Origin of the sequence: Pectobacterium araliae, assembly GCF_037076465.1 — a bacterium.
Classification (GTDB): Bacteria; Pseudomonadota; Gammaproteobacteria; order Enterobacterales; family Enterobacteriaceae; genus Pectobacterium; species Pectobacterium araliae.
Genome location: NZ_AP028908.1, coordinates 1,212,760 through 1,239,049, shown reverse-complemented (window position 1 = coordinate 1,239,049; position 26,290 = coordinate 1,212,760). Strand labels below are relative to the sequence as shown.

20 protein-coding genes are annotated in these 26,290 nt (G+C 51.2%); 13 read left to right on the top strand and 7 right to left on the bottom strand.

The features are described 5' to 3' along the window. Positions 1-18: 18 nt before the first annotated feature. Positions 19-780, bottom strand: coding sequence for an SDR family oxidoreductase (locus tag AACH44_RS05505; protein ID WP_261848161.1), 762 nt, complete (start codon positions 778-780; stop codon positions 19-21). Between the two features lie 355 nt (positions 781-1,135). On the opposite strand from AACH44_RS05505, the gene AACH44_RS05500 reads away from it, so the two are divergent. From AACH44_RS05500 to rcsB, 4 genes are all read left to right on the top strand, one after another. Beyond that, positions 1,136-1,552, top strand: a complete 417-nt coding sequence (locus tag AACH44_RS05500) for a winged helix-turn-helix transcriptional regulator (protein ID WP_261848160.1) — start codon at positions 1,136-1,138, stop codon at positions 1,550-1,552. Positions 1,553-1,688: 136 nt separating this feature from the next. Next, positions 1,689-2,858 carry an MFS transporter gene (locus tag AACH44_RS05495; RefSeq protein WP_261848159.1) on the top strand — a complete coding sequence of 390 codons (1,170 nt, stop codon included), beginning with the start codon at positions 1,689-1,691 and terminating at the stop codon, positions 2,856-2,858. A gap of 16 nt (positions 2,859-2,874) precedes the next feature. After that, positions 2,875-5,562 carry a phosphotransferase RcsD gene (rcsD, locus tag AACH44_RS05490; RefSeq protein WP_261848158.1) on the top strand — a complete coding sequence of 896 codons (2,688 nt, stop codon included), beginning with the start codon at positions 2,875-2,877 and terminating at the stop codon, positions 5,560-5,562. Between the two features lie 8 nt (positions 5,563-5,570). After that, complete coding sequence (rcsB, locus tag AACH44_RS05485) at positions 5,571-6,221, top strand: response regulator transcription factor RcsB (RefSeq protein ID WP_261848157.1); 651 nt, start codon at positions 5,571-5,573, stop codon at positions 6,219-6,221. Positions 6,222-6,258: 37 nt separating this feature from the next. Here rcsB and rcsC read toward each other — a convergent pair whose 3' ends face one another. Together rcsC and gyrA are read right to left on the bottom strand one after the other, a co-directional pair. After that, a complete protein-coding gene (gene rcsC / locus AACH44_RS05480) occupies positions 6,259-9,114 on the bottom strand; it encodes a two-component system sensor histidine kinase RcsC (protein WP_261848156.1) in 2,856 nt (951 codons plus the stop codon). Between the two features lie 115 nt (positions 9,115-9,229). Next, positions 9,230-11,869, bottom strand: coding sequence for a DNA topoisomerase (ATP-hydrolyzing) subunit A (gene gyrA, locus AACH44_RS05475; protein WP_261848155.1), 2,640 nt, complete (start codon positions 11,867-11,869; stop codon positions 9,230-9,232). Between the two features lie 261 nt (positions 11,870-12,130). On the opposite strand from gyrA, the gene ubiG reads away from it, so the two are divergent. The 6 genes from ubiG to AACH44_RS05445 all read left to right on the top strand — a co-directional run bounded on the left by ubiG (position 12,131) and on the right by AACH44_RS05445 (position 18,483). Then, a complete protein-coding gene (gene ubiG / locus AACH44_RS05470) occupies positions 12,131-12,850 on the top strand; it encodes a bifunctional 2-polyprenyl-6-hydroxyphenol methylase/3-demethylubiquinol 3-O-methyltransferase UbiG (RefSeq protein WP_261848154.1) in 720 nt (239 codons plus the stop codon). A gap of 348 nt (positions 12,851-13,198) precedes the next feature. Then, positions 13,199-15,484, top strand: a complete 2,286-nt coding sequence (nrdA, locus tag AACH44_RS05465) for a class 1a ribonucleoside-diphosphate reductase subunit alpha (protein WP_261848153.1) — start codon at positions 13,199-13,201, stop codon at positions 15,482-15,484. Positions 15,485-15,593: 109 nt separating this feature from the next. Further along, positions 15,594-16,724, top strand: a complete 1,131-nt coding sequence (gene nrdB, locus AACH44_RS05460; RefSeq protein ID WP_261848152.1) for a class Ia ribonucleoside-diphosphate reductase subunit beta — start codon at positions 15,594-15,596, stop codon at positions 16,722-16,724. A gap of 3 nt (positions 16,725-16,727) precedes the next feature. Beyond that, complete coding sequence (yfaE, locus tag AACH44_RS05455; protein ID WP_261848151.1) at positions 16,728-16,988, top strand: class I ribonucleotide reductase maintenance protein YfaE; 261 nt, start codon at positions 16,728-16,730, stop codon at positions 16,986-16,988. 125 nt (positions 16,989-17,113) lie between these two features. After that, positions 17,114-18,028, top strand: coding sequence for an SPFH domain-containing protein (locus AACH44_RS05450; RefSeq protein WP_258884503.1), 915 nt, complete (start codon positions 17,114-17,116; stop codon positions 18,026-18,028). Next, positions 18,028-18,483, top strand: a complete 456-nt coding sequence (locus AACH44_RS05445; protein WP_261848150.1) for an NfeD family protein — start codon at positions 18,028-18,030, stop codon at positions 18,481-18,483. Before AACH44_RS05450 ends, AACH44_RS05445 begins: the two co-directional genes overlap by 1 nt. 9 nt (positions 18,484-18,492) lie before the next feature. Here the strand turns inward: AACH44_RS05445 and cueR are convergent, their stop codons facing one another. Beyond that, on the bottom strand, positions 18,493-18,927 hold the full coding sequence (gene cueR, locus AACH44_RS05440; RefSeq protein WP_261848149.1) for a Cu(I)-responsive transcriptional regulator: 435 nt from the start codon (positions 18,925-18,927) through the stop codon (positions 18,493-18,495). A gap of 115 nt (positions 18,928-19,042) precedes the next feature. Here cueR and copA point away from each other — a divergent pair, with 115 nt between their 5' ends. The 3 genes from copA to ybaK all read left to right on the top strand — a co-directional run bounded on the left by copA (position 19,043) and on the right by ybaK (position 23,310). Continuing rightward, positions 19,043-21,766: a copper-exporting P-type ATPase CopA gene (copA, locus tag AACH44_RS05435; protein WP_261848148.1), complete on the top strand. Its 2,724-nt coding sequence runs from the start codon at positions 19,043-19,045 to the stop codon at positions 21,764-21,766. Between the two features lie 175 nt (positions 21,767-21,941). Then, a complete protein-coding gene (locus AACH44_RS05430) occupies positions 21,942-22,760 on the top strand; it encodes a TraB/GumN family protein (protein ID WP_261848147.1) in 819 nt (272 codons plus the stop codon). Positions 22,761-22,830: 70 nt separating this feature from the next. After that, positions 22,831-23,310 (top strand): Cys-tRNA(Pro)/Cys-tRNA(Cys) deacylase YbaK, encoded by a 480-nt coding sequence (gene ybaK, locus AACH44_RS05425; protein ID WP_261848146.1) that lies wholly within the window; start codon positions 22,831-22,833, stop codon positions 23,308-23,310. Positions 23,311-23,417: 107 nt separating this feature from the next. Here the strand turns inward: ybaK and AACH44_RS05420 are convergent, their stop codons facing one another. The 3 genes from AACH44_RS05420 to AACH44_RS05410 all read right to left on the bottom strand — a co-directional run bounded on the left by AACH44_RS05420 (position 23,418) and on the right by AACH44_RS05410 (position 26,249). Beyond that, positions 23,418-24,800, bottom strand: coding sequence for a glycoside hydrolase family 28 protein (locus tag AACH44_RS05420; protein WP_261848145.1), 1,383 nt, complete (start codon positions 24,798-24,800; stop codon positions 23,418-23,420). A 266-nt stretch (positions 24,801-25,066) separates the two neighbouring features. Further along, positions 25,067-26,029, bottom strand: a complete 963-nt coding sequence (gene yjiA, locus AACH44_RS05415) for a GTPase (RefSeq protein ID WP_261848144.1) — start codon at positions 26,027-26,029, stop codon at positions 25,067-25,069. Between the two features lie 16 nt (positions 26,030-26,045). Next, positions 26,046-26,249 (bottom strand): YbdD/YjiX family protein, encoded by a 204-nt coding sequence (locus AACH44_RS05410; RefSeq protein WP_137739549.1) that lies wholly within the window; start codon positions 26,247-26,249, stop codon positions 26,046-26,048. Positions 26,250-26,290 lie beyond the last annotated feature (41 nt).

The following is a 26,290-nucleotide window of genomic DNA, read 5'->3' as shown; positions in this document are numbered from 1 at the left end:
GGTACGGCTTATTTACCCTTAACGCAGTTGCTTAACTGCCTGCACGTTGAGCAAATCAAACACCTGTTCGAAGCGCCCTTCCCGCTCAGCCTGGCGTTGCCGTTGAGCGCGTTCCACAACGATCTCGCTTGGCGTCGGTTGCTGGCAAAACAGAGTCATAACTTCATCGATGTATGCGTTCAGGGGAATATAATTTTCGCGATCCGACTGCCCCGGCGTGAGCTCAGTTTGGATACCTGGTGGCACAAGCTCGATGACTTCTACCTGGTCCGCAAGCTGATGACGCAATGACACCGTGTAGAAGTGAACCGCAGCCTTAGTCGCGCTATAAACCGCCGCATCAGCACGCGGAACGAAAGCCAGACCGGAAGATACATTGACGATCGCAGCATGCTGCTGGCTCTTCAGGTGATCGACAAGGGCGTTAGTGAGGCGGATAGGCCCAAGCACGTTTGTCGTAATCTGCGCCTGTGCATCGCACAGATCGCTTCCAGTACTCAGATCGTCGTAACGCATGATGCCCGCATTATTCATCAGGACGTTGAGGGATGGATATTCCTTCACGATCCGCTGTGCAAACGCATTGATAGCCTTTGGATCGTCGATATCTAATTCGAACGCGTACATATTTTCCCGTCCATGGATCGTCTCATGCAGGAGAGAAGCTCGTCGACCCGTCACAATGACCGTGTTGCCAAGATCGTTGAAACGCAGTGCCAGCTCGCGACCAATGCCGGAACCGCCTCCCGTAATGAGTATTGTGTTATTTGCCGTTTGCATGATTAGCTTCGCCTTCTCGCTTAAATTCAGGAACTATGCAGCCGCATAGTCGATGCCCACCTTCCGACAGTATTCGTGCGCAATAGGGAACAACGTCACAGTACAAAGAAACAGAGGTTTCGCCCCCATGCCTGACGCACTTTTCTACCGGAACGTGGGTAGGCTTCAAAGAATATGCACCTTACAAACTTTTTGGAAGTAGGCACCATAAAGTACAATACTCACCAAAAAGTAAGCATAGATGATACGTACTTTGAGGAACGTCGATACTTGACTCTCAACACCGCCAGACGCAAACTTCGGGAAGGAAAAGCACCATAATGATCACGATTACCCAAAAGAAAGAGAGTGGCCTATGAGCATCGACTTCGTTAAACACGCAGAAGTCCAGAGAAAGCTTTCATCAACGACACAGGACCCACGCGTAGAAGCATTGGTTAATGAAGTGATCGGCCGAGTTGCGGACAAATGGACAATGTTGATCCTTGAGGTTTTGGCTGAAAACGGAGAATTACGCTTCACACAATTGGCAAAGAAAGTGGTCGGGATCAGCCAGAAAATGCTGACGCAAACTCTGCGCGAGATGGAACGCGAAGGGCTGGTAATCCGCACCGTACATCCCGTCATTCCCCCAAAAGTGGAGTACCGCCTGACGGATCTCGGTCTTGGGCTTGGAGCGGCGTTCTGTGGCGTGTGGGTCTGGGCTGAGCAAAACCTTGAAACCATCGAGCAAGCCCGTGCCACATATGATCTGCAAGCCAAAAGCAACTAAAGGAGTATGAGAGGGAATAGCCAGCAAAGCGGGTTGTCAATTATAGGCTTGATGGGCAGCAGGATTCTTTCCATTCAGGCCGCTAATTATGGTAAAAATAGACCCTTGTTACGTATACCGGATAGCCTCGTTCAGGATGAGTACGACACTGCATTCCAACTCGTTAAACATTAATCAGAATCTGCCAGGCAAAAAAGCACAGGCGGCCACGCGCATCGCTTTCTTTGTTGCAGGTTTTGCTATGGCTTCCTGGGCACCACTGGTGCCCTTTGTTAAAGCGCGACTGGCTATCAGTGATGCCTCTCTCGGGATGTTGTTACTTTCTCTGGGCATTGGTTCACTATTGGCCATGCCGCTCACCGGTTTACTCACCAGTAAATGGGGATGCCGTAGCGTTATTTTGCTGGCAAGTGCGCTACTTTGTCTGATATTGCCCGCCCTGACGCAAGCAGGAACGCTGACGTTGATGGCAATCGTGCTGCTCTTTTTTGGCGCGTCTATAGGTATGATCGATGTCGCGATGAATATTCAGGCCGTCATCGTAGAACGCGCCAGCGGCCGAGCGATGATGTCCGGTTTTCATGGTTTCTTTAGCATCGGAGGGATTGCCGGTGCTGGTGGCGTCAGCGCTCTATTGTGGCTTGGCCTGTCCCCGTTAATGGCAATACTGACTATTGTTGCGTTGGTGCTGATATTCATGGCAGCGGCGCACAAGCACCTGCTACGCACCACAAACCAAAATGAAGGCGGTCCGCTGTTTGTAATCCCACGCGGCTGGGTGATGTTTATTGGTTCACTGTGCTTCATCATGTTCCTCGCCGAAGGTTCGATACTGGATTGGAGCGCCCTTTTTCTAACCGTTGAGCGCAACCTGAGTGGCGCACAGGCGGGTATGGGCTATGCGGCATTTTCCGTCGCGATGACGCTAGGCAGACTAAATGGCGATCGCATTGTTAATGCGCTTGGGCGCTACGCGATTCTTACTGGCGGCAGCCTCTGTGCCGCACTCGGTCTGCTGTTAACAATCAGTATTGATAATGCAGTGACCGCCATTATTGGCTTCGTGATGGTGGGGATCGGCGCATCCAATGTGGTTCCAATCCTCTTCAGTGCGGCGGGAAATCAAAAGATCATGCCACCCAATTTGGCCATCGCCTCCATTACCACAGTAGGCTATGCGGGCATTCTGATTGGCCCAACCATTCTCGGCTTTATTGCACAACTCAGCAATTTGGCTACCGCATTCGGGTTTGTCGCACTGCTGTTGCTGGCCGTCAGCGCCAGTGCACGAGCAGTCATCCGCTAATCAGGAGCGTTAATTGATGCCAGTCACGATCTTGCGTTATTTTTCCCTCCTTACGGTGTTATCGCTCCTGATTACCGGAACGTTTAGCTATAGCTACATCAACAATTTGCTGGCGGATAAAAAACATGCACTGACGACCATTGCTCAGGGTATACAGAAACGCATCGATACTTATCGTTTTTTCACTTATCAAATTTACGGCAGTTTGAACAGTGAACCATCCGCCAGTGACGCCAACATTAGTGCGATTAATTTAATGCCCAATGTTTTCTATGTAGAAAAAAACGGTCAGAAAACGGATGCGTTGATTTTTGGGCAACACGATAAAGAAACGCTGACGTCGGTTCGTCGGATATCACGCTATCTCGATATTCTCTGGGGAGCAGAGAATAACGTCTATTCCCTGTATTATCTGAATGGTATCGACAATAGCCTGACGATGATTTCCACGCAAACGCTGAAAGATATCTCTTCACAGTTCCGCGGCAATTATATTACCGTCATCGCCGAAGCCCGCCGGACGGAAATGCTGCAACAGGCGAATATATTAGACGAACGCGAAAGCTTTTCCCCGTTGCGTAAATTACGCTTCTATAACGACTACTATTTTACGCTACGCACCACATTCAATCAGCCGGGCCATCTGGCAACGATTCTGGCATTCGATTTGCCAATTAACGATTTAATTCCGGACACGATCCTGCGCGAGCATCTTATGCTGAAGCCAGATACACCGGCGACCAGCAATATTGACAGCAGCAATAATGGCGAAGGCGCAGCTGATGTGCAGCTTCATGGCTCTAATCTTGAAATCTCCGCCACACCCGTTAATGCACCGCTAAAAATCGTTTTTCAGGTGCCCGTGAAAGCGCTGATTATTGATGTACTGCGTAATAACATCTGGTTTCTGCTGCTGAACCTGGTTCTGCTGAGTTTGTCCGTTATCGGTTTTTATCTTTTCCGGCGGGGGTATGCACACCCCAGTGAAGACGTATCCCGTCAGTTGGAAAATAAGCTGGATATTTACCGCGAAACCACGGGGGAAATCCCGATGGGCGTGTTGGTTTATGATTTCAGCAGCAACAAGATCATTATACAAAATGAGCGTGCAGAACATCTGCTTCCTCACCTGAGCCTGCAAAAAATCACCAATATGGCTGACGAACATCAGGGCGTTATTCAGGTCACCATTAATAATGAAATGTATGAAATCCGCCAAATTCGTAGCCAATATTCGCCAGATTATTGCCTCTTCCTGCTGCGCGAACAGGATAAAGAGATTTTGGTACAGCGGAAATTACTGCTCGCCCAACGTGAATACGAAAAGAATATTCATGCCAGAAAACGCCTATTCCAAAACCTGCTCAGCGAATTCAAACAACCGTTGATCTCACTGCAACAACATATTCATGCGATACGCCACAGTGATACGGCGGTCATACAAGCACAGACGCTGGATCAACTAACAGCAGATACCCACTGCGCGATCGAGCTGCTGGAAAATATCGCCCTGCATGAAAAGCTGGAGGCGCGGGAATGGACGGTGGTCAACGCCAGTTTTTCACCGTTAGCGCTTATCGATAATGTTCTCCTTGAGCTGCTGCCACGATTGAATCAAAAAGGGTTAACCCTATTCCATCATTATCATCTGGATAGTAATCAAACTTATGTAGGTGATGCCGAGCTGTTGAAAAAAATGCTGGCACTGCTGCTAAATTATTCAGTGACCAATACGGATTACGGAAAAATTACGGTATCGGTTGACAGAAAAAATAATGAACCGGACAAGCTGGTTATTCAGGTCAGCGATACCGGAACACATATTTCAGGCAAAGAACAGGAAAACATTCGGCATCCTTTCCTTCATCCTGCCACCTCCGACCGTTTCGGACAAAATTCAGGATTGACCTTATTTTTGTGCAATCAACTCTGTAATAGACTGGGCGGTGCGTTAGCCATCAACAGTAAATCTGGGCTAGGCACACACTATATTCTGACGTTAAAACTGGAACCGGAAGCGCTGCCCGTTGAGGACGAAAAACTGCTGGATGGTATTACCGTTCTGCTGGATGTGACGTCTGATGAAGTGCAGAATATTGTCGGTAATATGCTGGCTGGCTGGGGAGCGAATTATCTGATCAGCGATGAACGCCAGATTACGCAGGAAGCCGATATTTTTATTACCGATGACCCAGAGAAAAAAGCAGATTATACGCTGCTGTTGAGTCATGACGATGACACGTTAACGCCTTTGGGCCCGCGCCGTTTGCGGGTGAACTACAATATCAGCCACCTCCTGCTGGAGGCATTGCTTAAGCTGATTGAACTGCAACTGGAAACACCACCCGATGTGACGCAGGAAGGAGAACAGAACGGTGTCGAATTTTACGCCGCACAATTGGCGTCAAGCGACTATTATTCGCTGTTCGTGGAGACAGTACCGGATGATTTAAAGAGGCTGTATACTGAAGTGGAAGCAGGCGATTTCCCGTCACTTTCGCAGACGGCGCACCGGCTGAAAGGCGTGTTTGCTATGCTGAATCTTCACCCTGGCAAACAGTTGTGTGAACAGCTTGAACAGCATATTACCGCGCACGATAGTATACAGATTGAGACTAACCTTCATGAAATTGAACGGTTTGTCAGTGCATTACTATCCCCAAGCGAACCTAAAGGGCAGCAAGGTAGCCAACAAGATGAGTAACCAAAACGATGAGTAACCTAAACGTAATTATTGCCGACGACCATCCTATTGTCCTTTTTGGCATCAAAAAATCGCTTGAGCAAATTGAATGGGTCAATGTGGTTGGCGAATTTGAAGACTCAACAGCGCTGATCAATAATCTGCCCAAGCTGGATGCTAACGTTTTAATCACCGATTTATCCATGCCAGGCGATAAATACGGCGATGGTATCACCCTCATTAAATATATTAAGCGTCACTTTCCTCATCTCTCTATCATTGTTCTCACCATGAACAATAATCCGGCGATTCTGAGTGCGGTATTGGATCTGGATATCGAAGGCATCGTACTGAAACAGGGCGCGCCGACCGATTTACCCAAAGCGCTAGCAGCACTGCAAAAAGGAAAGAAATTCACGCCGGACAGCGTATCCAAAGTGCTGGAGAAAATCAGTGCCAGTGGCTACGGCGATAAGCGCCTATCACCAAAAGAAAGTGAAGTGCTACGCTTGTTTGCAGAAGGTTTTTTGGTCACCGAAATCGCCAAAAAACTGAATCGCAGTATCAAAACGATCAGTAGCCAGAAGAAATCAGCCATGACGAAGCTGGGCGTCGAGAACGATATTGCCCTGCTCAACTACCTGTCCTCCGTTAACGGCGGCACAACGCAGGTCGACTAAATTTTGCTCCCTGCATCAGCAACCGCGCTGGTGCAGGTCACTTCTCGGCTGTTCTCACCTGACGTACCACATTACTGTAATACGCCAGCGCCTGCTGCAACGTATCCAGCGTCACCGGTTTTGACAAACAGTGATCCATCCCTGCCCCAAGGCAGCGTTCTCTTTCCTCTGCCAACGCATTCGCCGTCACGCCAATGACTGGGAAACGTAGCCCCTGCTCCCGCATGCGCTGGGTGAATAAATAACCATCCATATTCGGCATGTTGACATCCGTCAGCACGATATCAATGTGGTTCTTACTCAATACACTCAACCCATCTACGCCGTCATTGGCCGTCATCGCCTGATAACCCAGAGAACCCAACTGATCCGCCAGCAATCGGCGATTGATAGGATGATCATCAACGACCAGAATCATAATGTCGCCATTCTCAACCCGCTCATAGTGCGCCAGCGGCGGCGAAATATCCTCACGAGTATTGTCTTCACTTTCTGAGCGATAGATTTTCTCCAGCAAATCTGGCAGGTGTTGAGGTGTCGATGTCCCTTGTACCCAATGCCCCTCACTCACTTTCTGTGCCGACCCGTTATGTGCACCGCTGATCATAATATGTGCCCGAACAGTAACATCCTCTCGCGGGGTGTAATCACTAATCATGACATCATCAGGCGATACCGTTTGATTTTGGTAACGCACAGCCTGCACGCCCTGGTTCTGCAACAACGTCAGTAGATACGCCTCAAGTCGGGCATTGCGCACGCTCAACCAGCATGTTTTCCCTTGCAGGCTGGCGTTGATCGCCACGGGAGCATAATGCGCTTTATACAACGGGATCCTGACGCCAAACAGGCTACCAAGCCCGGGTTCCGACTCGATAGTAATGTCGCCATCCATCAGATTGACCAGCTTTTCACAAATTGCCAACCCTAACCCTGTGCCCTGAAAATGGCGCTGTACACCACTCCCCGCCTGGAAGAACGGATCAAACAACTTCACTGCCTCACGCGGTTGAATACCCACACCGGTATCACGCACCACAAATTCCAGATAACCATCGCGGCAGCCAACTTCAAAAATGATGCATCCCGTATCCGTAAACTTGATAGCGTTACTCAACAGGTTAGACAGCACCTGCTGTAAACGCACAGGATCGCCAAACAGGCTGACGGGTACATTGGGATCGATAAAGCAGTACAGCATCAGGCGTTTTTTGACCACCAGTGGGAGATAGTTACTGGCGATGTGGCTGATCACTTCATGCGGTGCAAATTCACAAGGCTCTATCTTCAACTGCTCCGACTCAATCTTGGAGAAATCGAGAATATCGCTGATGATTTTCAGCAGCAGTGAGGAAGAGTTGTTCATCGCCACAACCAGACGGTTGGCATCCTGCGGCAGCGACTTGGTTTGCAGCAGATCAAGATTGCCAATAATGCCATAAAGCGGCGTGCGCAATTCATGGCTGACGGTGGCAAGGAACATCGATTTAGACTGGCTTGCCTGCTCGGCGGCATTCGCCATTTCCTGTAGCGACTCTTCCATTTTGACGCGCGCGCTAACGTCCAGCAGCACACAAATCGCCACATTTTCGTTGCGGTAGCGCGAATGGACAAAGCTGATTTGCAGGTGGTGGTTACGGCTGGTCATCACATCCACAAACTTAGACTGCTGTTCGCAAATAATGCGGGTAATTCGCAGCCTGTCTTCGTGGGTAAGTAAATTGAGGTAGTTGTGCGCCAGTTCGTTACTGAGGATATTTGTACCGTCACTAATACGCAGAATACAAATGCCTACCGGTGCCGACGCCACGATCTTGCGGTTGAATTGCTCGTTCTCTTCCAGTTGAAAGGCATTCACTTCCGCAGGCAATAGCATTTTTCGCTCAAACACCAGCGCCAACACAAACAATAGCATTGCCGAGAGCATATTCAGCACGAGCATATTGATCATCAATGCACTGATATGGGACAACAGCACCTTCAGCGGCAACGAGTACACAATACTGAACGAAGTCGGCGGCAGCGCCTTCTTCAGAATGAGTTCATCATAACCATTCGCATAACCAAAATAGTTATGAGCGGAGGGATAGCCTTCTACCGAGGAAGCGGAGAGCCCTTTGTCATCGGAAAACTGTAAAACGACCTGATTATATTGATCCAACAGTTTAGCATTGAGCGGAAATTGGCTGGCGGTGACCAAGTCATCCAGACGAATCGTCTGCTCAATGCCCATGATGACTTCCAGCTTGTTATCTACATAGATCGGCGTCAGTGCATATAAATAGCCGACATCGGGAATGGACGCAGGGGTAATCCAATAGAGCGTCTCATCACGCCCGGTTTGGGTTCGATTTGTCTTCTGATCCTGAAACCGATCCTGCACATTTTTAAGCAAGTTATCACGGTCAAGCGACTGGTTACGAATGCCGAAATCAACCATACAGCGCCGATCGCCGCCGACAAAAAAGACCCGATTAAGATCGTAGACAGCAGAGAAGTTATCCTGCCAGCCATTGAAAAAATGACTCAATGAGAGCAGCGCTGCATTCCCGCCATATTGCGTGGGACAGCTTGCACCGGGCGTAAGCGCATAAACAGAGACACCCGGCCCCCCTTCCGTTGTCGGTTCCGCTCTTTCTCTCGCCAGCACCAAACGGTTTGCCGCCAGATACTGAAGTTCGCGCACAATATCCGCAGCATGGCGGATGTATCCCTGCGACTGATCAAAGCTAAGATTATATTCCTGACGCAGCTCCGACTCTTTTTCATTCAATACTTTAGTTATATAGAAAACAGAGATTAGCGCGCCCAACACCCATAGCATGATCGCCAAAACCCGGAACAAATAGCGGGAGACTTTTAATGTGGTATGGAATGAGGCGAGATATTTCAAGTGAATGCCGTTGAATGATGGAAGAACCCGTTTGCCGATACACTACCGAGTGTCGATAAAAAAAGCCAGCGCATCGCGCTGGCTTACTCGGCTCATTCCGGTTTAAGGAAAAGGCTTACTCGTCATCTTCAGCGATATCATCATCGCCATCAATGTCGTCGATAGCATCATCGTCTTCGGCAATTTCGCCTTCAACTTTTACCACGCCATCCAACTCTTCATCTTCTACCGGTTCGGCAACACGTTGCAGGCCGACAACATGTTCATCTTCCGCCGTACGAATCAGCGTCACACCCTGTGTGTTACGGCCAACGATACTGACTTCAGACACGCGTGTACGCACCAGTGTTCCCGCATCGGTGATCATCATGATCTGGTCTGCGGCATCAACCTGAACCGCACCAACCACTTTACCGTTACGTTCGCTGACCTTGATAGAGATAACCCCTTTCGTCGCACGCGACTTGGTTGGGTACTCACTCACCGCAGTACGCTTACCAAAGCCATTTTGTGTGACGGTCAGGATATCGCCTTCGCCACGAGGAATGATCAGCGAAACGACGCGATCTTCGCCTTGCAGGTTGATACCACGGACGCCCGTTGCCGTACGCCCCATCGAACGCACCGCCTGCTCAGAGAAACGAACCACTTTACCTTCCGCAGAGAACAGCATCGCTTCATCACTGCCATCAGTCAGGTCAACGCCAATCAGTTCGTCACCTTCATTCAGGTTCACCGCGATGATCCCCGCGCTGCGCGGACGACTGAATTCCGTTAACGCCGTTTTCTTCACCGTACCGCTGGCGGTTGCCATGAAGATATGGCGGCCTTCTTCGTATTCACGCACTGGCAGAATCGCCGTAATACGCTCATTCGGTTCAAGCGGTAGCAGGTTAACGATCGGACGACCGCGCGCACCACGGCTGGCTTCTGGAAGCTGGTACACCTTCATCCAGTACAAGCGACCACGGCTGGAGAAGCACAGAATCGTGTCGTGGGTGTTGGCCACCAGCAGACGATCGATAAAGTCTTCTTCTTTTATACGTGCAGCAGACTTACCACGACCACCGCGACGCTGGGCTTCATAGTCGCTCAGTGGCTGATACTTCACGTAACCCTGATGAGACAGCGTAACGACAACATCTTCCTGGTTGATCAGATCTTCGATGTTGATGTCAGCGGTGTTCGCCGTGATTTCCGTACGACGTTCGTCGCTGTATTGCGTTTTGATCGCTTCCAGTTCTTCGCGGATGACTTCCATCAGGCGCTCAGGGCTATTGAGGATATAAAGCAGCTCGGCGATCTCCGCCAGCAGCGCTTTATATTCATCCAGCAGCTTTTCGTGTTCCATGCCGGTCAGTTTCTGCAAACGCAGATCCAGAATCGCCTGCGCCTGCGGTTCCGTCAGGGAATAGTGACCGTCACGGATACCGAACTCTGGCTCCAGCCACTCTGGACGCGCAGCATCATCGCCCGCACGTTCCAACATGGTAGCCACGCTGCCCAGTTCCCATGCTTGAGCAATCAGTGACGCTTTCGCTTCAGCAGGTGACGCCGCACGGCGAATCAGTTCGATAATCGGATCGATGTTCGCCAGTGCAATCGCCAGACCTTCCAGGATATGAGCACGGTCACGGGCTTTACGCAGTTCAAAAATGGTACGACGCGTCACCACTTCGCGGCGGTGGCGCACAAACGCAACCAGAATATCTTTCAGCGGCATGATCTTCGGCTGGCCCTGATGCAGGGCTACCATGTTGATGCCGAATGACGTCTGAAGCTGCGTCTGGGAATACAGGTTATTCAGTACCACTTCGCCCACGGCGTCACGCTTAATCTCGATAACGATACGCATACCGTCTTTATCGGATTCGTCACGCAGTGCGCTAATGCCGTCGATACGTTTGTCTTTAACCAGCTCGGCAATTTTCTCGATCAGGCGAGCTTTATTCACCTGATACGGAATTTCATGCACGATAATGGTTTCACGTCCGGTTTTCGCGTCCGCTTCCACTTCGGCACGCGCGCGGATGTAAATTTTACCGCGCCCGGTGCGATAGGCTTCTTCAATGCCGCGTCGGCCATTAATGATCGCCGCCGTCGGGAAATCCGGGCCGTTGATGTGTTCCATCAGCCCTTCAAGGCTAATGTTTTCATCGTCGATATACGCCAGACAGCCGTTCACGACTTCTGTCAGGTTGTGCGGTGGAATGTTCGTTGCCATCCCGACGGCAATACCGGAAGAACCGTTAACCAGCAGGTTGGGAATACGCGTTGGCATGACGTCAGGAATCTGCTCGGTGCCGTCATAGTTCGGCACAAAATCGACCGTCTCTTTTTCGAGATCGGCCAGCAGTTCATGAGCAATTCTCGACATGCGAATTTCGGTATAACGCATTGCCGCCGCGGAGTCGCCGTCAATCGAACCGAAGTTGCCCTGACCATCAACCAGCATGTAGCGCAGTGAAAAAGGCTGCGCCATACGCACGATGGTTTCATAAACGGCAGAGTCGCCGTGTGGGTGGTATTTACCGATGACATCCCCGACGACACGGGCGGATTTTTTATACGGTTTGTTCCAGTCGTTACCCAGTACGCTCATCGCATACAGTACGCGGCGGTGTACCGGTTTCAGTCCATCACGAACATCTGGTAATGCACGCCCGACAATAACGGACATCGCATAATCCAGATACGAGTTTTTAAGCTCTTCTTCAATGTTGACCGGTGTGATTTCTCTGGCAAGGTCGCTCATGGAGCCGCTATCCCTCTATTTAGGCATCTACCCGTGTTCAGAAAAGTGAACCGTTCAGATTAGGTGAACTGTTCAAAAGGTGAAAAATTATATCACAAACCGCCGTTTCGGGGGAAACTCCCTTCCGCCCTGAACAGACGGTTTTCCCAATGGTCGTTTATTCCCCGGATATGCCTTAGTGAAAACGGACAGCGCTGCACGTTGCGACACGAAGGGAGTATACTCGCGGCAGTTGAAGATAACGAAAGGCAGTGATGACAGATGAATGTAGAAAATCAAACTCCGAACGTTGACCATCAGGAAATTGCCAAATTTGAGGCTATCGCCTCCCGCTGGTGGGATTTAGAGGGTGAATTTAAACCATTACACCGCATTAATCCGCTGCGTCTGGGCTATATTTCGCAGCATGCAGAAGGGTTATTCGGCAAAAAAGTGTTGGATGTCGGCTGCGGCGGCGGCATTTTGGCCGAGAGCATGGCGCGTGAAGGCGCGGACGTCACCGGGCTGGATATGGGCGCAGAGCCATTAGACGTTGCGCGTTTACATGCGCTGGAAAGCGGTATCACTGTCGATTACGTGCAGGAAACGGTAGAAGCCCATGCACACGCTCACCCGAGCCTTTACGATGTGGTCACCTGCATGGAGATGCTGGAGCACGTTCCCGATCCGCAATCCGTCGTACAGGCTTGCGCTAAGTTGGTCAAGCCTGGCGGACACGTGTTTTTCTCCACCATCAACCGCAATGCGAAAGCGTGGATACAGTTGATAGTGGGTGCAGAATATATCCTGAAAATGGTGCCGCGCGGCACGCATGACATCAAGAAATTCATCCGTCCGGCGGAGCTGATGCACTGGGTTGACAGCACGCCGCTGCGTGAAAAGCATATCACCGGGTTGCACTACAACCCGCTGACGGACCATTTTAAACTCGGTCCAAACGTCGACGTGAACTACATGCTACATACCCGGCACGATAAATAAAACAATTAAGAATGTTCTTAAAAATTGCGTGGTTTTTCACCGCGCAATTTTCTGGGTTTATCTGAAAAACCAATAAAATGGCCGCGACTTATTTTTTTTACAGAATATTGACATCCTCTTAGCCCTTACAAAATCAGGATTTCGAGAAACCAACGCTTCAGCAACCTGAAATCAACACCAAAATCAAGCCTTGTACTCAAACGAATCCAGACTAGAATACTCACCATGTAGTAGCCATTTATCAAAAAATATCCATATCTAGTATTTATCCACAGAGTTAGTCACAGAGGAATTTCTGTGAATAAACGGGGGATATTTTTTTATTTTCATCAACAGGTAAATCCCAACATGAACCAGAGCTTGCTCGTTACCAAACGCGATGGCAGTAAAGAAAAAATCAATTTGGATAAAATCCACCGCGTCATTGCTTGGGCCGCAGAAGGTTTACACAATGTCTCCGTTTCTCAGGTGGAACTGCGTTCCCACATTCAGTTTTACGACAGCATCAAAACCTCTGATATCCATGAGACCATCATCAAGGCCGCTGCCGACCTGATCTCTCGCGAAAGCCCGGATTATCAATATCTGGCCGCTCGCCTGGCTATCTTCCATCTGCGCAAGAAAGCCTACGGCCAGTTTGAACCGCCAGCCTTGCTGACCCACGTCACCAACATGGTAGAACTGGGTAAATACGACAAGCACCTGCTGGAAGACTACAGCGTCGAAGAGTTCGCGCAGATGGACGCTTTCATCGATCACTGGCGTGACATGAATTTCTCTTATGCGGCGGTGAAACAGCTAGAAGGGAAATATCTGGTACAAAACCGCGTCACCGGTGATATCTACGAAAGCGCCCAGTTCCTGTACATTCTGGTCGCCGCCTGCCTGTTCTCCGGCTATCCACGTGAGACGCGTCTGGATTACGTTAAACGTTTTTATGACGCGATCTCCACGTTCAAAATTTCTTTGCCGACGCCGATTATGGCGGGCGTGCGTACCCCAACGCGTCAGTTCAGCTCCTGCGTGCTGATCGAATGCGGCGACAGTCTGGATTCCATCAACGCGACGTCCAGCGCCATCGTGAAATACGTTTCCCAGCGTGCCGGTATCGGCATCAACGCGGGCCGCATCCGTGCGCTCGGTAGCCCAATTCGCGGCGGTGAAGCGTTCCATACCGGCTGCATCCCTTTCTATAAACATTTCCAAACAGCAGTGAAATCCTGCTCCCAAGGCGGCGTACGCGGCGGGGCTGCCACGCTGTTCTATCCGCTGTGGCATCTGGAAGTAGAAAGCCTACTGGTGCTGAAAAACAACCGTGGTGTCGAAGGCAACCGCGTTCGTCACCTCGACTACGGCGTGCAGTTGAACAAACTGATGTATCAGCGTCTGGTAAAAGGTGAGGAAATCACGCTGTTCAGCCCGTCAGACGTACCCGGATTGTACGACGCCTTCTTCGCCGATCAGGATGAATTCGAACGCCTGTATGTGCAATATGAGCAGGATGCCAGCATCCGCAAACAGCGTATCAAAGCAGGCGAGCTGTTCTCCCTGATGATGCAGGAACGTGCTTCCACGGGCCGTATCTATATTCAGAACGTTGACCATTGCAACACGCACAGCCCGTTCGATCCGCTGATTGCGCCGGTTCGCCAGTCCAACCTGTGTCTGGAAATCGCGCTGCCGACCAAGCCGTTGAACGACGTGAATGATGAAAACGGTGAAATTGCACTGTGTACGCTGTCAGCGTTTAACCTCGGTGCCATCAATAGCTTAGACGATCTGGAAGAGCTGGCGACGCTGGCCGTGCGCGCGCTGGATGCCCTGCTGGATTATCAGGATTACCCGATCAAGGCCGCAGAGCGTGGTGCAATGGGTCGCCGTACATTAGGTATTGGCGTCATCAACTTCGCTTACTATCTGGCAAAAAATGGCGTGCGTTATTCCGATGGCAGCGCCAATAGCCTGACGCACAAAACGTTTGAAGCGATTCAATACTATCTGTTGAAGGCATCGAATGTGCTGGCACGCGAGCAAGGTGCCTGCCCGTGGTTTAATGAAACCACCTACTCACAGGGTATTTTACCGATCGACACCTATAAGCGCGATCTGGACGCGATTTGCAACGAACCGCTGCATCTCGACTGGGAAGCGCTGCGTAGTGACATCAAAGAATACGGCTTGCGTAACTCCACATTGTCCGCACTGATGCCGTCTGAGACCTCATCTCAGATCTCCAACGCCACCAACGGTATTGAACCGCCGCGCGGCCACATCAGCGTCAAAGCGTCCAAAGACGGTATTCTGCGTCAAGTGGTACCGGAGTATGAAACGCTGAAGGATGCCTACGAACTGCTGTGGGAAATGCCAAATAACGATGGATATCTGCAATTGGTGGGTCTGATGCAGAAATTTGTCGATCAGGCGATCTCCTCCAACACCAACTACGATCCATCCCGCTTCCCGTCAGGTCGAGTGCCGATGAAACAGTTGCTGAAAGATCTGGTCACGGCCTACAAATTCGGCGTTAAAACGCTGTATTACCAAAACACCCGTGACGGCGCTGAAGACGTACAAGACGACCTGCTGGCAGAACCGCAGGACGACGGCTGCGAAGGCGGCGCGTGTAAGATTTAAGCCAATAATAAAAGGCTGCGATGCAGCCTTTTATCCTTTTAGCGCGGGCGTCCTACCCGCAGCCGCAAGCGGCGTTAAAAATGCTCACGGCATTTTTTTGGAGAGATTAATGGCCTATACCACTTTTTCACAGAATAAAAATGACCAGTTGCTAGAACCCATGTTCTTCGGCCAGTCAGTTAACGTTGCACGTTTCGATCAGCAAAAATATGAAATTTTCGAAAAGCTGATCGAAAAACAGCTGTCTTTCTTCTGGCGTCCGGAAGAAGTTGACGTATCTCGCGATCGCATTGACTATCAGGCATTACCCGATCATGAAAAACACATCTTCATCAGCAACCTGAAATACCAGACGCTGCTGGATTCAATTCAGGGACGTAGCCCAAACGTTGCGCTACTGCCGCTGATTTCTATCCCTGAGCTGGAAACCTGGGTAGAAACCTGGGCATTCTCGGAAACCATTCACTCGCGTTCCTACACCCATATTATTCGTAATATCGTGAACGATCCGTCGCTGGTGTTTGACGATATCGTGACGAACGAAGAGATTTTGAAGCGTGCCAAGGATATCTCAGGTTACTACGACTCGCTGATTGAGATGACCAGCTACTATCATCTGCTGGGTGAAGGGACACATCAGGTTAACGGCAAGAGTGTGACCGTGAACCTGCATGCGCTGAAAAAGCAACTGTATATCTGTCTGATGAGCGTTAACGCGCTGGAAGCCATTCGTTTCTACGTCAGTTTCGCCTGTTCATTTGCTTTTGCAGAACGCGAACTGATGGAAGGTAACGCCAAAATCATCAAGCTCATCGCTCGTGACGAAGCGCTGCACCTGACGGGCACGCAGCACATGCTGAACCTGATGCGTTCCGGTCATGACGACCCTGAAATGGCGCAGATTGCCGAAGAGTGTCAGCAAGAGTGTTATGACCTGTTTGTACTCGCCGCCCAGCAAGAAAAAGAGTGGGCGGAATACCTGTTCCGTGACGGTTCGATGATTGGTCTGAACAAAGATATTCTGTGCCAGTACGTGGAATACATCACCAACATCCGTATGCAGGCAGTAGGTCTGCCGCTGCCATTCCAGACGCGTACTAACCCCATTCCGTGGATCAACGCCTGGCTGGTATCCGATAACGTACAAGTCGCCCCGCAGGAAGTCGAAGTCAGCTCTTATCTGGTCGGTCAGATCGATTCAGAAATCAGCGATGACGACCTGAGCGATTTCCAACTGTAATCAATGAGCAAGCCAACGATTACGCTGCGCACATCCGGTGCGCAGTTTTCCTGTTCAGACGACGGCCCTTCCCTGCTGGATGTGCTGGAATCCAACCGTGTCAACATTGAATATCAGTGCCGGTCTGGCTATTGCGGTTCCTGTCGGCTGCGTCTGATAAAAGGCAACGTCGCGTACCGTCAACCCCCGCTAGCCTGTATCCAACAGGATGAAATTCTACCCTGCTGCTGTATGCCGCAAGGCGACATCGAGCTGGATATTTAGCTCCCGCCCCCACCGATCACGCTTAACTGGCGGGCGTATTTCCTGCCCGCTTTCATACTCAGTGAGTTACACTGTTCACTGAATCGTCTTTCGACTGCTATAAAACAACCTGGAGGTTTTAGAATATGCTTACCGTCATTCCCGTTTTGATCTTTGTTGCACTTATCATCGTCTGGTCAGGCATCAAAATCGTACCTCAGGGATACCAATGGACTGTAGAACGTTTTGGTCGCTATACCAAAACGCTGATGCCGGGGCTTAATCTGGTCGTGCCGTTCATGGATCGTGTTGGTCGTAAAATCAACATGATGGAACAGGTGTTAGATATCCCCTCACAGGAAATTATCTCACGCGATAACGCCAATGTAGCGATTGATGCCGTCTGCTTTATCCAGGTGATCGATCCCGCGCGGGCGGCCTATGAAGTCAGTAATCTGGAACAGGCTATCGTCAACCTCACCATGACCAACTTCCGTACCGTTCTGGGTTCCATGGAGCTGGACGAAATGTTATCTCAGCGCGACAGCATCAATACCCGCCTGCTGCACATCGTTGATGAAGCCACCAACCCGTGGGGCGTTAAAATCACGCGTATTGAGATCCGCGACGTTCGCCCGCCTGCTGAACTGATTGCCGCGATGAATGCGCAAATGAAAGCAGAACGTAACAAGCGTGCCGATATTCTGGAGGCAGAAGGGGTACGTCAGGCGGCCATTCTAAAAGCCGAAGGGGAAAAGCAGTCACAAATTCTGAAGGCGGAAGGCCAACGCCAGTCCGCGTTCCTTGAAGCGGAAGCGCGTGAGCGTGCGGCAGAAGCTGAAGCACAGGCGACCAAAATGGTGTCCGAGGCCATCGCGGCGGGTAACATTCAGGCGATTAACTACTTTGTCGCCCAGAAATATACCGATGCCTTGCAGCAGATCGGCTCTTCCAATAACAGCAAAGTGATCATGATGCCGTTAGAAGCCAGCAACCTAATGGGAGCTATTGGCGGGATCACCGAACTGATTAAAGATAGCAAAGACAGCCGAGGTCAATAATGGGCGTTGAACTGGTGATGGAAAATGCACACTGGTTCTGGCTGTCGCTCGGCGGCCTGCTTTTAGCCGCCGAAATGCTAGGTGCCAGTGGTTATCTGCTGTGGAGCGGCTTATCGGCCGTATTGGTTGGGCTACTAACGTGGGTTATGCCGCTGGGCTGGCCATGGCAGGGGGCAATTTTCGCCATCATGACGATCATTACGGCGCTGCTCTGGTGGTATTGGCTGCGTAAGCGAACGCTGTCACGCCCACCTTCAACGCTCAACCAACGCGGACAACAGTTGATTGGCCTGCGCGCTACACTGACCGATCCAGTGACTAACGGATTTGGCCGGGTCAACATCGGTGATAGCAGTTGGCGCGTGAAATCAGAGCAGGATCTGCCTGCTGGCACGCAGGTTGAAGTGATTGCCGTTGACGGCATCACACTACGTGTACGGCCGATTGAGCACTAACAGAACACACTATTTAGGGGAGTCCGGCTCCCCTTTCTCACGGTTTGTTTTTTGACAACAGCCTGCGAGATTATTAATGATCGGACACTCCGCGCTCCCGTCCCCTGGACACTGATCGGCTAACGCCAGCAGTTGTTCACGCATCGTTTTCAACTCTTCGATATGCATCTCAATTTCTTGCACTTTCTGCAACGTACGCGCTTTTACATCCGCGCTTCGCCGCAGCGGATCGTTAAATAGCGTGACCAATTCCCGGCATTCATCCAGATTAAAACCAACCTGGCGCGCCTGACGTAGCAGCGTCAGCTCTTCGACATGATGGTCGTCGTAACTACGATAACCATTTTCAGAACGTAGCGGTGTAGTCAGAAGTTCTTTCTCTTCATAAAAGCGAATGGTTTTACTACTAAGACCGGTTTTTTTCGCAACATCACTGATATTCATGATTTCCCCTTGACCCTCCCCTTGCTAGAAGGTTTACCTTATTCAATAACTAGTAGAAATCAGATAGCCGGTCAACGTCTTTCACCTCCGGCTGTGATCACGGGAGAAAATTATTATGTCACAAACCATCGTGTTGTCCTTGCAGGGGTTAACCTGCGGGCACTGTATTCAGCGCGTTAAAAAAGCCCTGGACGCGCTGCCTGCGGTTGAACAAACCAACGTCACTCAACAGTACGCCAGCGTCAGCGGTGACGTTGATTCGCAGACGTTGATCGACACTATCGAGCAGGCGGGCTACGAAGCACAGCTTGCCGCCACACCGGATGTCTCTCTCCAGCTTTCCGGCCTGAGCTGCAACCACTGCGTCGCCGCTACGCGTAAAGTGCTGGAAGCCCTTCCCGGTGTCGTAGCGACGAATGTCACCACAGAGCAGGCGGACGTGTACGGCAACGTCGAGGCCACGCTACTGATTAGCGCTATTGAAGAAGCTGGCTATCACGCCAGCGTGCAGGAGAGCGTTCACCCAAAAATTGAGCCGCTGGCACAGGTAGCGACAACGCCGGAAACGCTGCCAGCGGCCGAGAGTATTCTTCCGGCAACGACAACACCGTTCACTAACGATGACGACAGCGTGCAGATCTTGCTTCAGGGAATGAGCTGTGCCAGCTGTGTGAATCGCGTACAGACGGCGCTACAAAACGTCAGCGGCGTTACGCAGGCGCGAGTGAATCTCGCTGAGCGCAGCGCGTTAGTGAGCGGTCACGCTGAGCCTGAGGCGCTGATTGCAGCCGTTGAACAAGCGGGCTACGGCGCAGAAATTATTCAGGATGAAGAGGCGCGTCGTGCGCGCCAGCAGCAAACCTCTCAACAGGCTATCAGACGCTTTCAGTGGCAGGCAACGCTAGGTTTACTGCTTGGTGTGCCGCTGATGCTGTGGGGGGTATTGGGCGGCAGCATGAGCCTGACGCCGGAAAGCCAAACGCCGTGGCTCGTCATCGGTATTCTGACGCTGGCAGTGATGGTATTCGCTGGCAGTCATTTTTACCGTAATGCCTGGCGTAGTCTGAAAAATGGCACGGCGACCATGGATACGCTGGTCGCGCTGGGAACGGGCGCCGCCTGGCTTTATTCTATTACCGTCAACCTGTGGCCGGATCTTTTCCCCATGGCGGCGCGCCATCTTTACTATGAAGCCAGCGCGATGATCATCGGTTTAATCAATCTAGGCCATGCGCTGGAACAGCGTGCCCGCCAGCGATCCTCTCGTGCGCTGGAGCGGCTGCTCGATCTGACGCCCCCGACAGCCCGCGTCGTGACAGAAGAAGGCGAAAAATCCATTCCACTGTCTGACGTGCAGTCCGGCATGACGCTGCGCCTGACAACCGGCGACCGAATTCCTGTCGATGGCGAGATTTTGCAAGGCGAAGTGTGGGTGGATGAAGCCATGCTGACTGGGGAACCGATCCCGCAAGCCAAAACGACTGGCGATACGGTTCACGCTGGTACGCTGGTTTCCGATGGCAGCGTCCTCTTCCGGGCTGATGCAATCGGCAACCAAACCACCCTATCGCGAATCATTCGGCTGGTCAGGCAGGCGCAAAGTAGCAAACCCGCTATCGGCCAGCTCGCAGATCGTATTTCTGCCGTGTTTGTTCCCGTCGTTGTGGCCATCGCGCTTCTCAGCGGCGCAGTCTGGTTCTTTGTGGGGCCACAACCGCAGATGGTCTATACGCTCATTATCGTCACGACCGTTCTGATCATTGCCTGCCCCTGTGCGCTTGGACTGGCAACGCCGATGTCGATTATTTCCGGCGTTGGACGTGCAGCGGAGTTTGGCGTTCTGGTACGGGATGCCGATGCCTTGCAACAGGCCAGCAAGTTGGATGTATTGGTGTTTGACAAAACCGGTACGCTAACCGAAGGGCAGCCTCGCGTCGTGGCGATTCATACCTTCTGTGATGTGACGGAAGCACAGGCACTGATCTGGGCAGCGTCGCTGGAGCAAGGTGCTAATCATCCGCTGGCAAAAGCAATTCTTGAACGAGCAGAGAATCTGACACTCATGCAAACCGAACAGTTCCGCACACTGCGCGGTCTCGGCGTCAGCGGCAAGATCTCGGATGTCGACCTGCTGCTGGGGAATCCCGCGCTGCTCAAACAGCATAAGGTCGATATCACCGGAGGTGAAATGCTGATCGGCGAGCAGGCTCAGCGCGGCATTACACCCGTGTTGCTCGCAGCAAATGGTCACATCATTGCGGTGTTCTCTATTCACGATCCACTGCGGATGGATAGCGTCAGCGCCTTGCAGCGCCTGCACCAACAGGGCTATCAGCTCGTCATGCTAACGGGAGACAACCCACTCACGGCAAAGAGCATCGCTAAAGAAGCGGGTATCGATCAGGTGATTGCTGGGGTGCTGCCAGACGGCAAAGCAGAGGCCATCAAAAAGCTACAGGCGCAAGGCAAACGCGTGGCGATGATTGGTGATGGCATTAACGATGCGCCCGCACTCGCGCAGGCCGATGTCGGCATTGCGATGGGCGGCGGCAGCGATATTGCCATTGAGACCGCGGCTATCACACTGATGCGTCACAGCCTGCACGGCGTCGCTGATGCGCTGGCACTCTCCAATGCCACGCTGCGCAACATGAAGCAGAATCTGCTGGGCGCATTTATCTATAACTCATTGGGTATTCCGATTGCGGCGGGCGTGCTCTACCCGCTGACCGGAACGCTGCTCAGCCCAGTAGTCGCGGGTGCCGCAATGGCGCTTTCTTCCATCACTGTGGTCAGCAACGCCAATCGCCTGTTGCGTTTTAAACCTAAAAATCAGTAATAAAAATGCGGCGCGTTGTTAAGACTCGCCGCATTTTCCCTTACCGAAAATCATCGTGATCTTTATCGCCGTCCGCCAGCCCCATTTAACCGCGCTCACTCTAACTTCGGTATCTCTTGTATTGTTCCGCACCTAGCGTTTAGCATAGTTATTCACACATCAGGAGGCAGAATCAATGGGGCAACTGCTGCGTAGGATCGCGACTTTTCTTGGCTTTATTTCACCACTAGCTTATGCCTACCCGGCGATAGATGTTCAACTCACCAACGAACGACAGTTGCATCTGGTCGGCAGCATTCATATGGGTAGCCAGGATATGGCTCCGCTGCCCGCTACGCTGCTACAGCAACTTCGACAGGCAACTGCTCTTATCGTAGAAGCCGATATCTCAGACTCTCATTCCCCCTTCGGTAAGAACGATGCTGAGCCACCGCTTGCACAGCGCCTCAGCCCAGAAAACTATCGCCAGTTGCAGAAAATCTGCGAATCGCTCTCTTTCGATGAGCACACGATCAATACACTGCCAGGCTGGCAGGTCGCGCTAATGCTGCAAGCAAGACAGGCCCAACTTCTGGGCTTACGCCCCGACTACGGCATTGATTATCAGTTAATTAATGCGGCAAAATCTCATGGCATTCAGGTTATCGAACTGGAAGGACAGCAGACGCAGGTTAATCTGTTACAACAACTGCCGCAGGGCGGCCAGCTACTGCTGGAAGATACGATTAAACACTGGCACGCTAATGCCCGTCTGCTGCAAACGATGGTAGGCTGGTGGCTAGACAGCAGACCCGGAAAATATAAACCGGATATTCCCGCGACGTTCAGCAATGAAATGTCCGACCTGCTGATGGGTCAACGCAACCGTCGCTGGCAACAACAGCTTCAGGCGCTACCACCTGGAAATTACATTGTGGCCGTCGGCGCACTGCATCTGTATGGCGATGAAAATTTACCTTCACTGCTAAAAAATAGCCATTCAGAAACCCCGTAAAAGAACACACGATGACGCGCCACCGCGCCCGCAAGATAAGGCCCACAAAGGGTTTAAGGACAGTGAAATCATGACACCCGCAGTCAATTTACTTGAGAAGAACAAGGTCGCTTTTACGCTACACAGCTACCACCATGACAGCGACGAAACCAATTTTGGCGAGGAGGCGGCCAGAAAGCTGGGTCTGAATAAAGAGCAGGTTTATAAAACGCTACTCGTTTCCTTAAATGGTGATGCGAAAAACCTCGCCGTGGCCGTTACGCCGGTCGCTGGCATGTTAGATCTCAAGAAAGTCGCCCGTGCACTGTCCGCCAAAAAAGCCGATATGGCCGATCCGATCATCGCTCAGCGTGTCACAGGTTATCTGGTAGGAGGGATCAGCCCGCTTGGACAGAAGAAACTGCTGCCGACGGTGATTGATGAACCAGCACGCGAATTCGGTACCATTTTTATTTCTGGCGGTAAACGCGGGCTGGACATTGAACTGTCAGCAGACGATTTGGCTCGGTTGCTGCGCGCCACCTTTGCCGATATTGCCAAGAATGATTAATGTCGAGCTAAAACGCGCATAGTCTGTCGGACACTATCATATCAGAACGAAGCAGATAGCAGAGGACTCCACGGCCAGTGTGTCCCCTGCTATCGCTTCATAATCGATTACTGATCGACTTTTGCCCCTTTATCCAACTGCATCACCGGGCCTTCCTTCACATTCAGCGTCAGTCCTTTGGTTTGCAGCTCTGCATTCCTGATGCGAATGCCTTTATCCGCATCAATGCGTACATTATCAAAGTGGAAACCACTGAGTGGCGCTTCCGGTACGCCGATAATGTAAGCCGCGGCTTTGGTCTTGCCGGTCGATTCCAAATTCTCGATCGTCACATTGCTGAAATGCGGCGTCTTGTACTGATCAAACGGCTGTTCAGGATCGGTATCCGGCGGATAAATCTGCTCGCCCATCGTGAAGCCACCTTCGGCCAGCATCTTGTCTACCTCTGCCTGCACAATCGGCGCGGCTTTGTAGTAAGCAGCAAACACCAGCGGGATTTCGACATCCACCATTTTGGTATTACGGTAGGTGATGTTTTTCACTTCACCGCCTTTACCACGCAGAGTTTTAATGCGGATACCATACATGGAGCCTTCGAACTGGTTATTTTCAACCAGCACGTTATTCACGCCGCCGGAGGTTTCGCTGCCGATGGAAATACCGCGTCCCTGCTTCAGAATATTGTTGGCGATATAGATGTTATCCACAACGCCATTCGGGAAGCGGCTATCCGGCCTCTCCGCTTTTATCGCGATATGGTCGTCATTACAGTCGATATAGTTGTTGGTAATACGGATGTTCTGGCTGTCGATCGGGTCGATAGCATCAGTATTTGGCGCATGCCACGGCGACAGAATTCGCGTACCGTTGACATCCACATCATGCGAGTAACGCATCACAACATGGAAGCTCGGGGAATGGGTTAACGTGACACCGTCCACCAGCACGTTGCTGGAACTTTTGATATAAATCAGACGGGGGCGATCGGTCCCGCCCTTCTTGCCCGTTGCACGAATATTGGCACGCCAGCGCTCCCACCAGACAGCCCCCTGTCCATCAATGGTGCCCTGACCGGTGATAGCCACATTCTGTGCATCAGCAATACTGATAAAGGGAAGCCAGCCATTTTCCGCTTCAGCGTATTTGGTTTGTTCCGTTGCGCGATATGCCGTTTCTTCCGTCGATGCAACAATCGTGGCATCTTTTGCCAGATCCAGTCTGATGTTACTTTTCAGGAACAGCGGATCAACCAGATAGTTACCGCGAGGGACGTGTACCGTACCTCCGCCAGCCGCAGCGCAATCATCAATCGCTTTCTGAAAAGCTTGAGTATTCAGTGCGATCTGTAGGCGGTGACCCTCAGCCCCGTATTGCGTAACGTCACAGGTTTTATCCGGGAATTTTACTGAACTGGCCGCTTGTGCCGAACCAGCCTGGATACCCAATGTGATGCAGGAAGCCATTAATGACAGAGCAAGACCACTACGCATACTTAACCTCACTAAATAATGAAATATCGTTTTAATAAAATACCACCAATATTCCATTAAAAAACGAGAGGCGATCACGTTTTAGATGTATTCGTAATAATTACAATAAGGTAGTTATTTTTTAGTGCAATTGCACTATTCCCATTTTGAGAATCGGCACTCCCCTGCCAGACAGAACGCGACATAAGCAGAATCAGGAATATAGCGAGAATAGGATTGAATCAATGGTGCTGGCCTGAGTGACCAGCACAAATAAGACAGAAACGTTACGGCATCAGACGGGAAAAAGCGTCACGGATTTCCTGTTCGGGTAAATTCACACCAATAAACACCAACACGCTCTTTCTTTCTTCATCAGCGTGCCATTCTCTGTCCCAGTCGGCGCTATACAAGCGCTGGACGCCCTGAAACAGCAGGCGACGGTCGTCACCGTTGATAGCCAGAATGCCTTTATAACGCAGTAGATTATCGGAGAATTGCAGCAGCAGATTTTCCATCACATCGGAGACAGCCTGAAGCTCAACGGCATCATCAAGATACACCACAATCGACTGCACGTTATTCTGCGTGGGAGCAACAAAGCGAAATACCGGCGTTTTCACGTCCAGTTTATCGCTGAGGACAAAACCGTCGATGTTAAACAGCACGCTCAGATCGATATCGCCGTGTACCACAGGGTAGATCGGTGCACGCGCGTTAATACGCTGAAGACGCGGTAGCAGTGTTTCGTCCTCACTTGCCACATCCGTTTTGGTCAGCAGTATGCGGTCAGCATAGCCAATCTGCGATTGTGCAATGGTGAACTGATCGAGCTGCTGTTGCGCATGAACCGCATCCACCAGCGTGATAATCCCATCAAGGACAAAGCGTTCACAGATCACCTCATGCGAGAAGAAGGTCTGTGCAACTGGCCCCGGATCGGCCATACCCGTGCATTCGATGATGACGTGATCAAAATCCAGCGTGCCGTTATCTACGCCATCAACCAGATCGAGCAGCGCATCGGCCAGCTCATTGGACTGCGTGCAGCAGATGCAACCGTTGCTCAGCGTCGTAATCTGGCTGGCACGTTCACCGATCAACGTATTATCAATCGGGACTTCGCCGAATTCGTTTTCAATCACGGCAATCTTATAGCCGTGCTCGGCATTCAGGATATGCCGTAATAAGGTGGTTTTCCCAGCACCGAGAAACCCGGTCAGAATAGTGACATAAAGTGGTTGAGTCATAACAGATCCCAAGTCGTTAACAGCAACGCATCCCGCCTTTGCCGTCTCCGCCGTAACGCGCCTGCTGGCGTTCGCGGAAGAATTCTTCGTACGTCATCGCAGGTTTATCCGGGTGATTAGCCTGCATATGCTGCACATAGGTGTCATAATCTGGCATACCGACCAGCATACGCGCCGCCTGGCCCAAATATTTTCCTGCTTTTCCCAGATTGCCAAACATCATTACCTCCAGACCACGCCTGCAATAGCGGCTAGATAAAA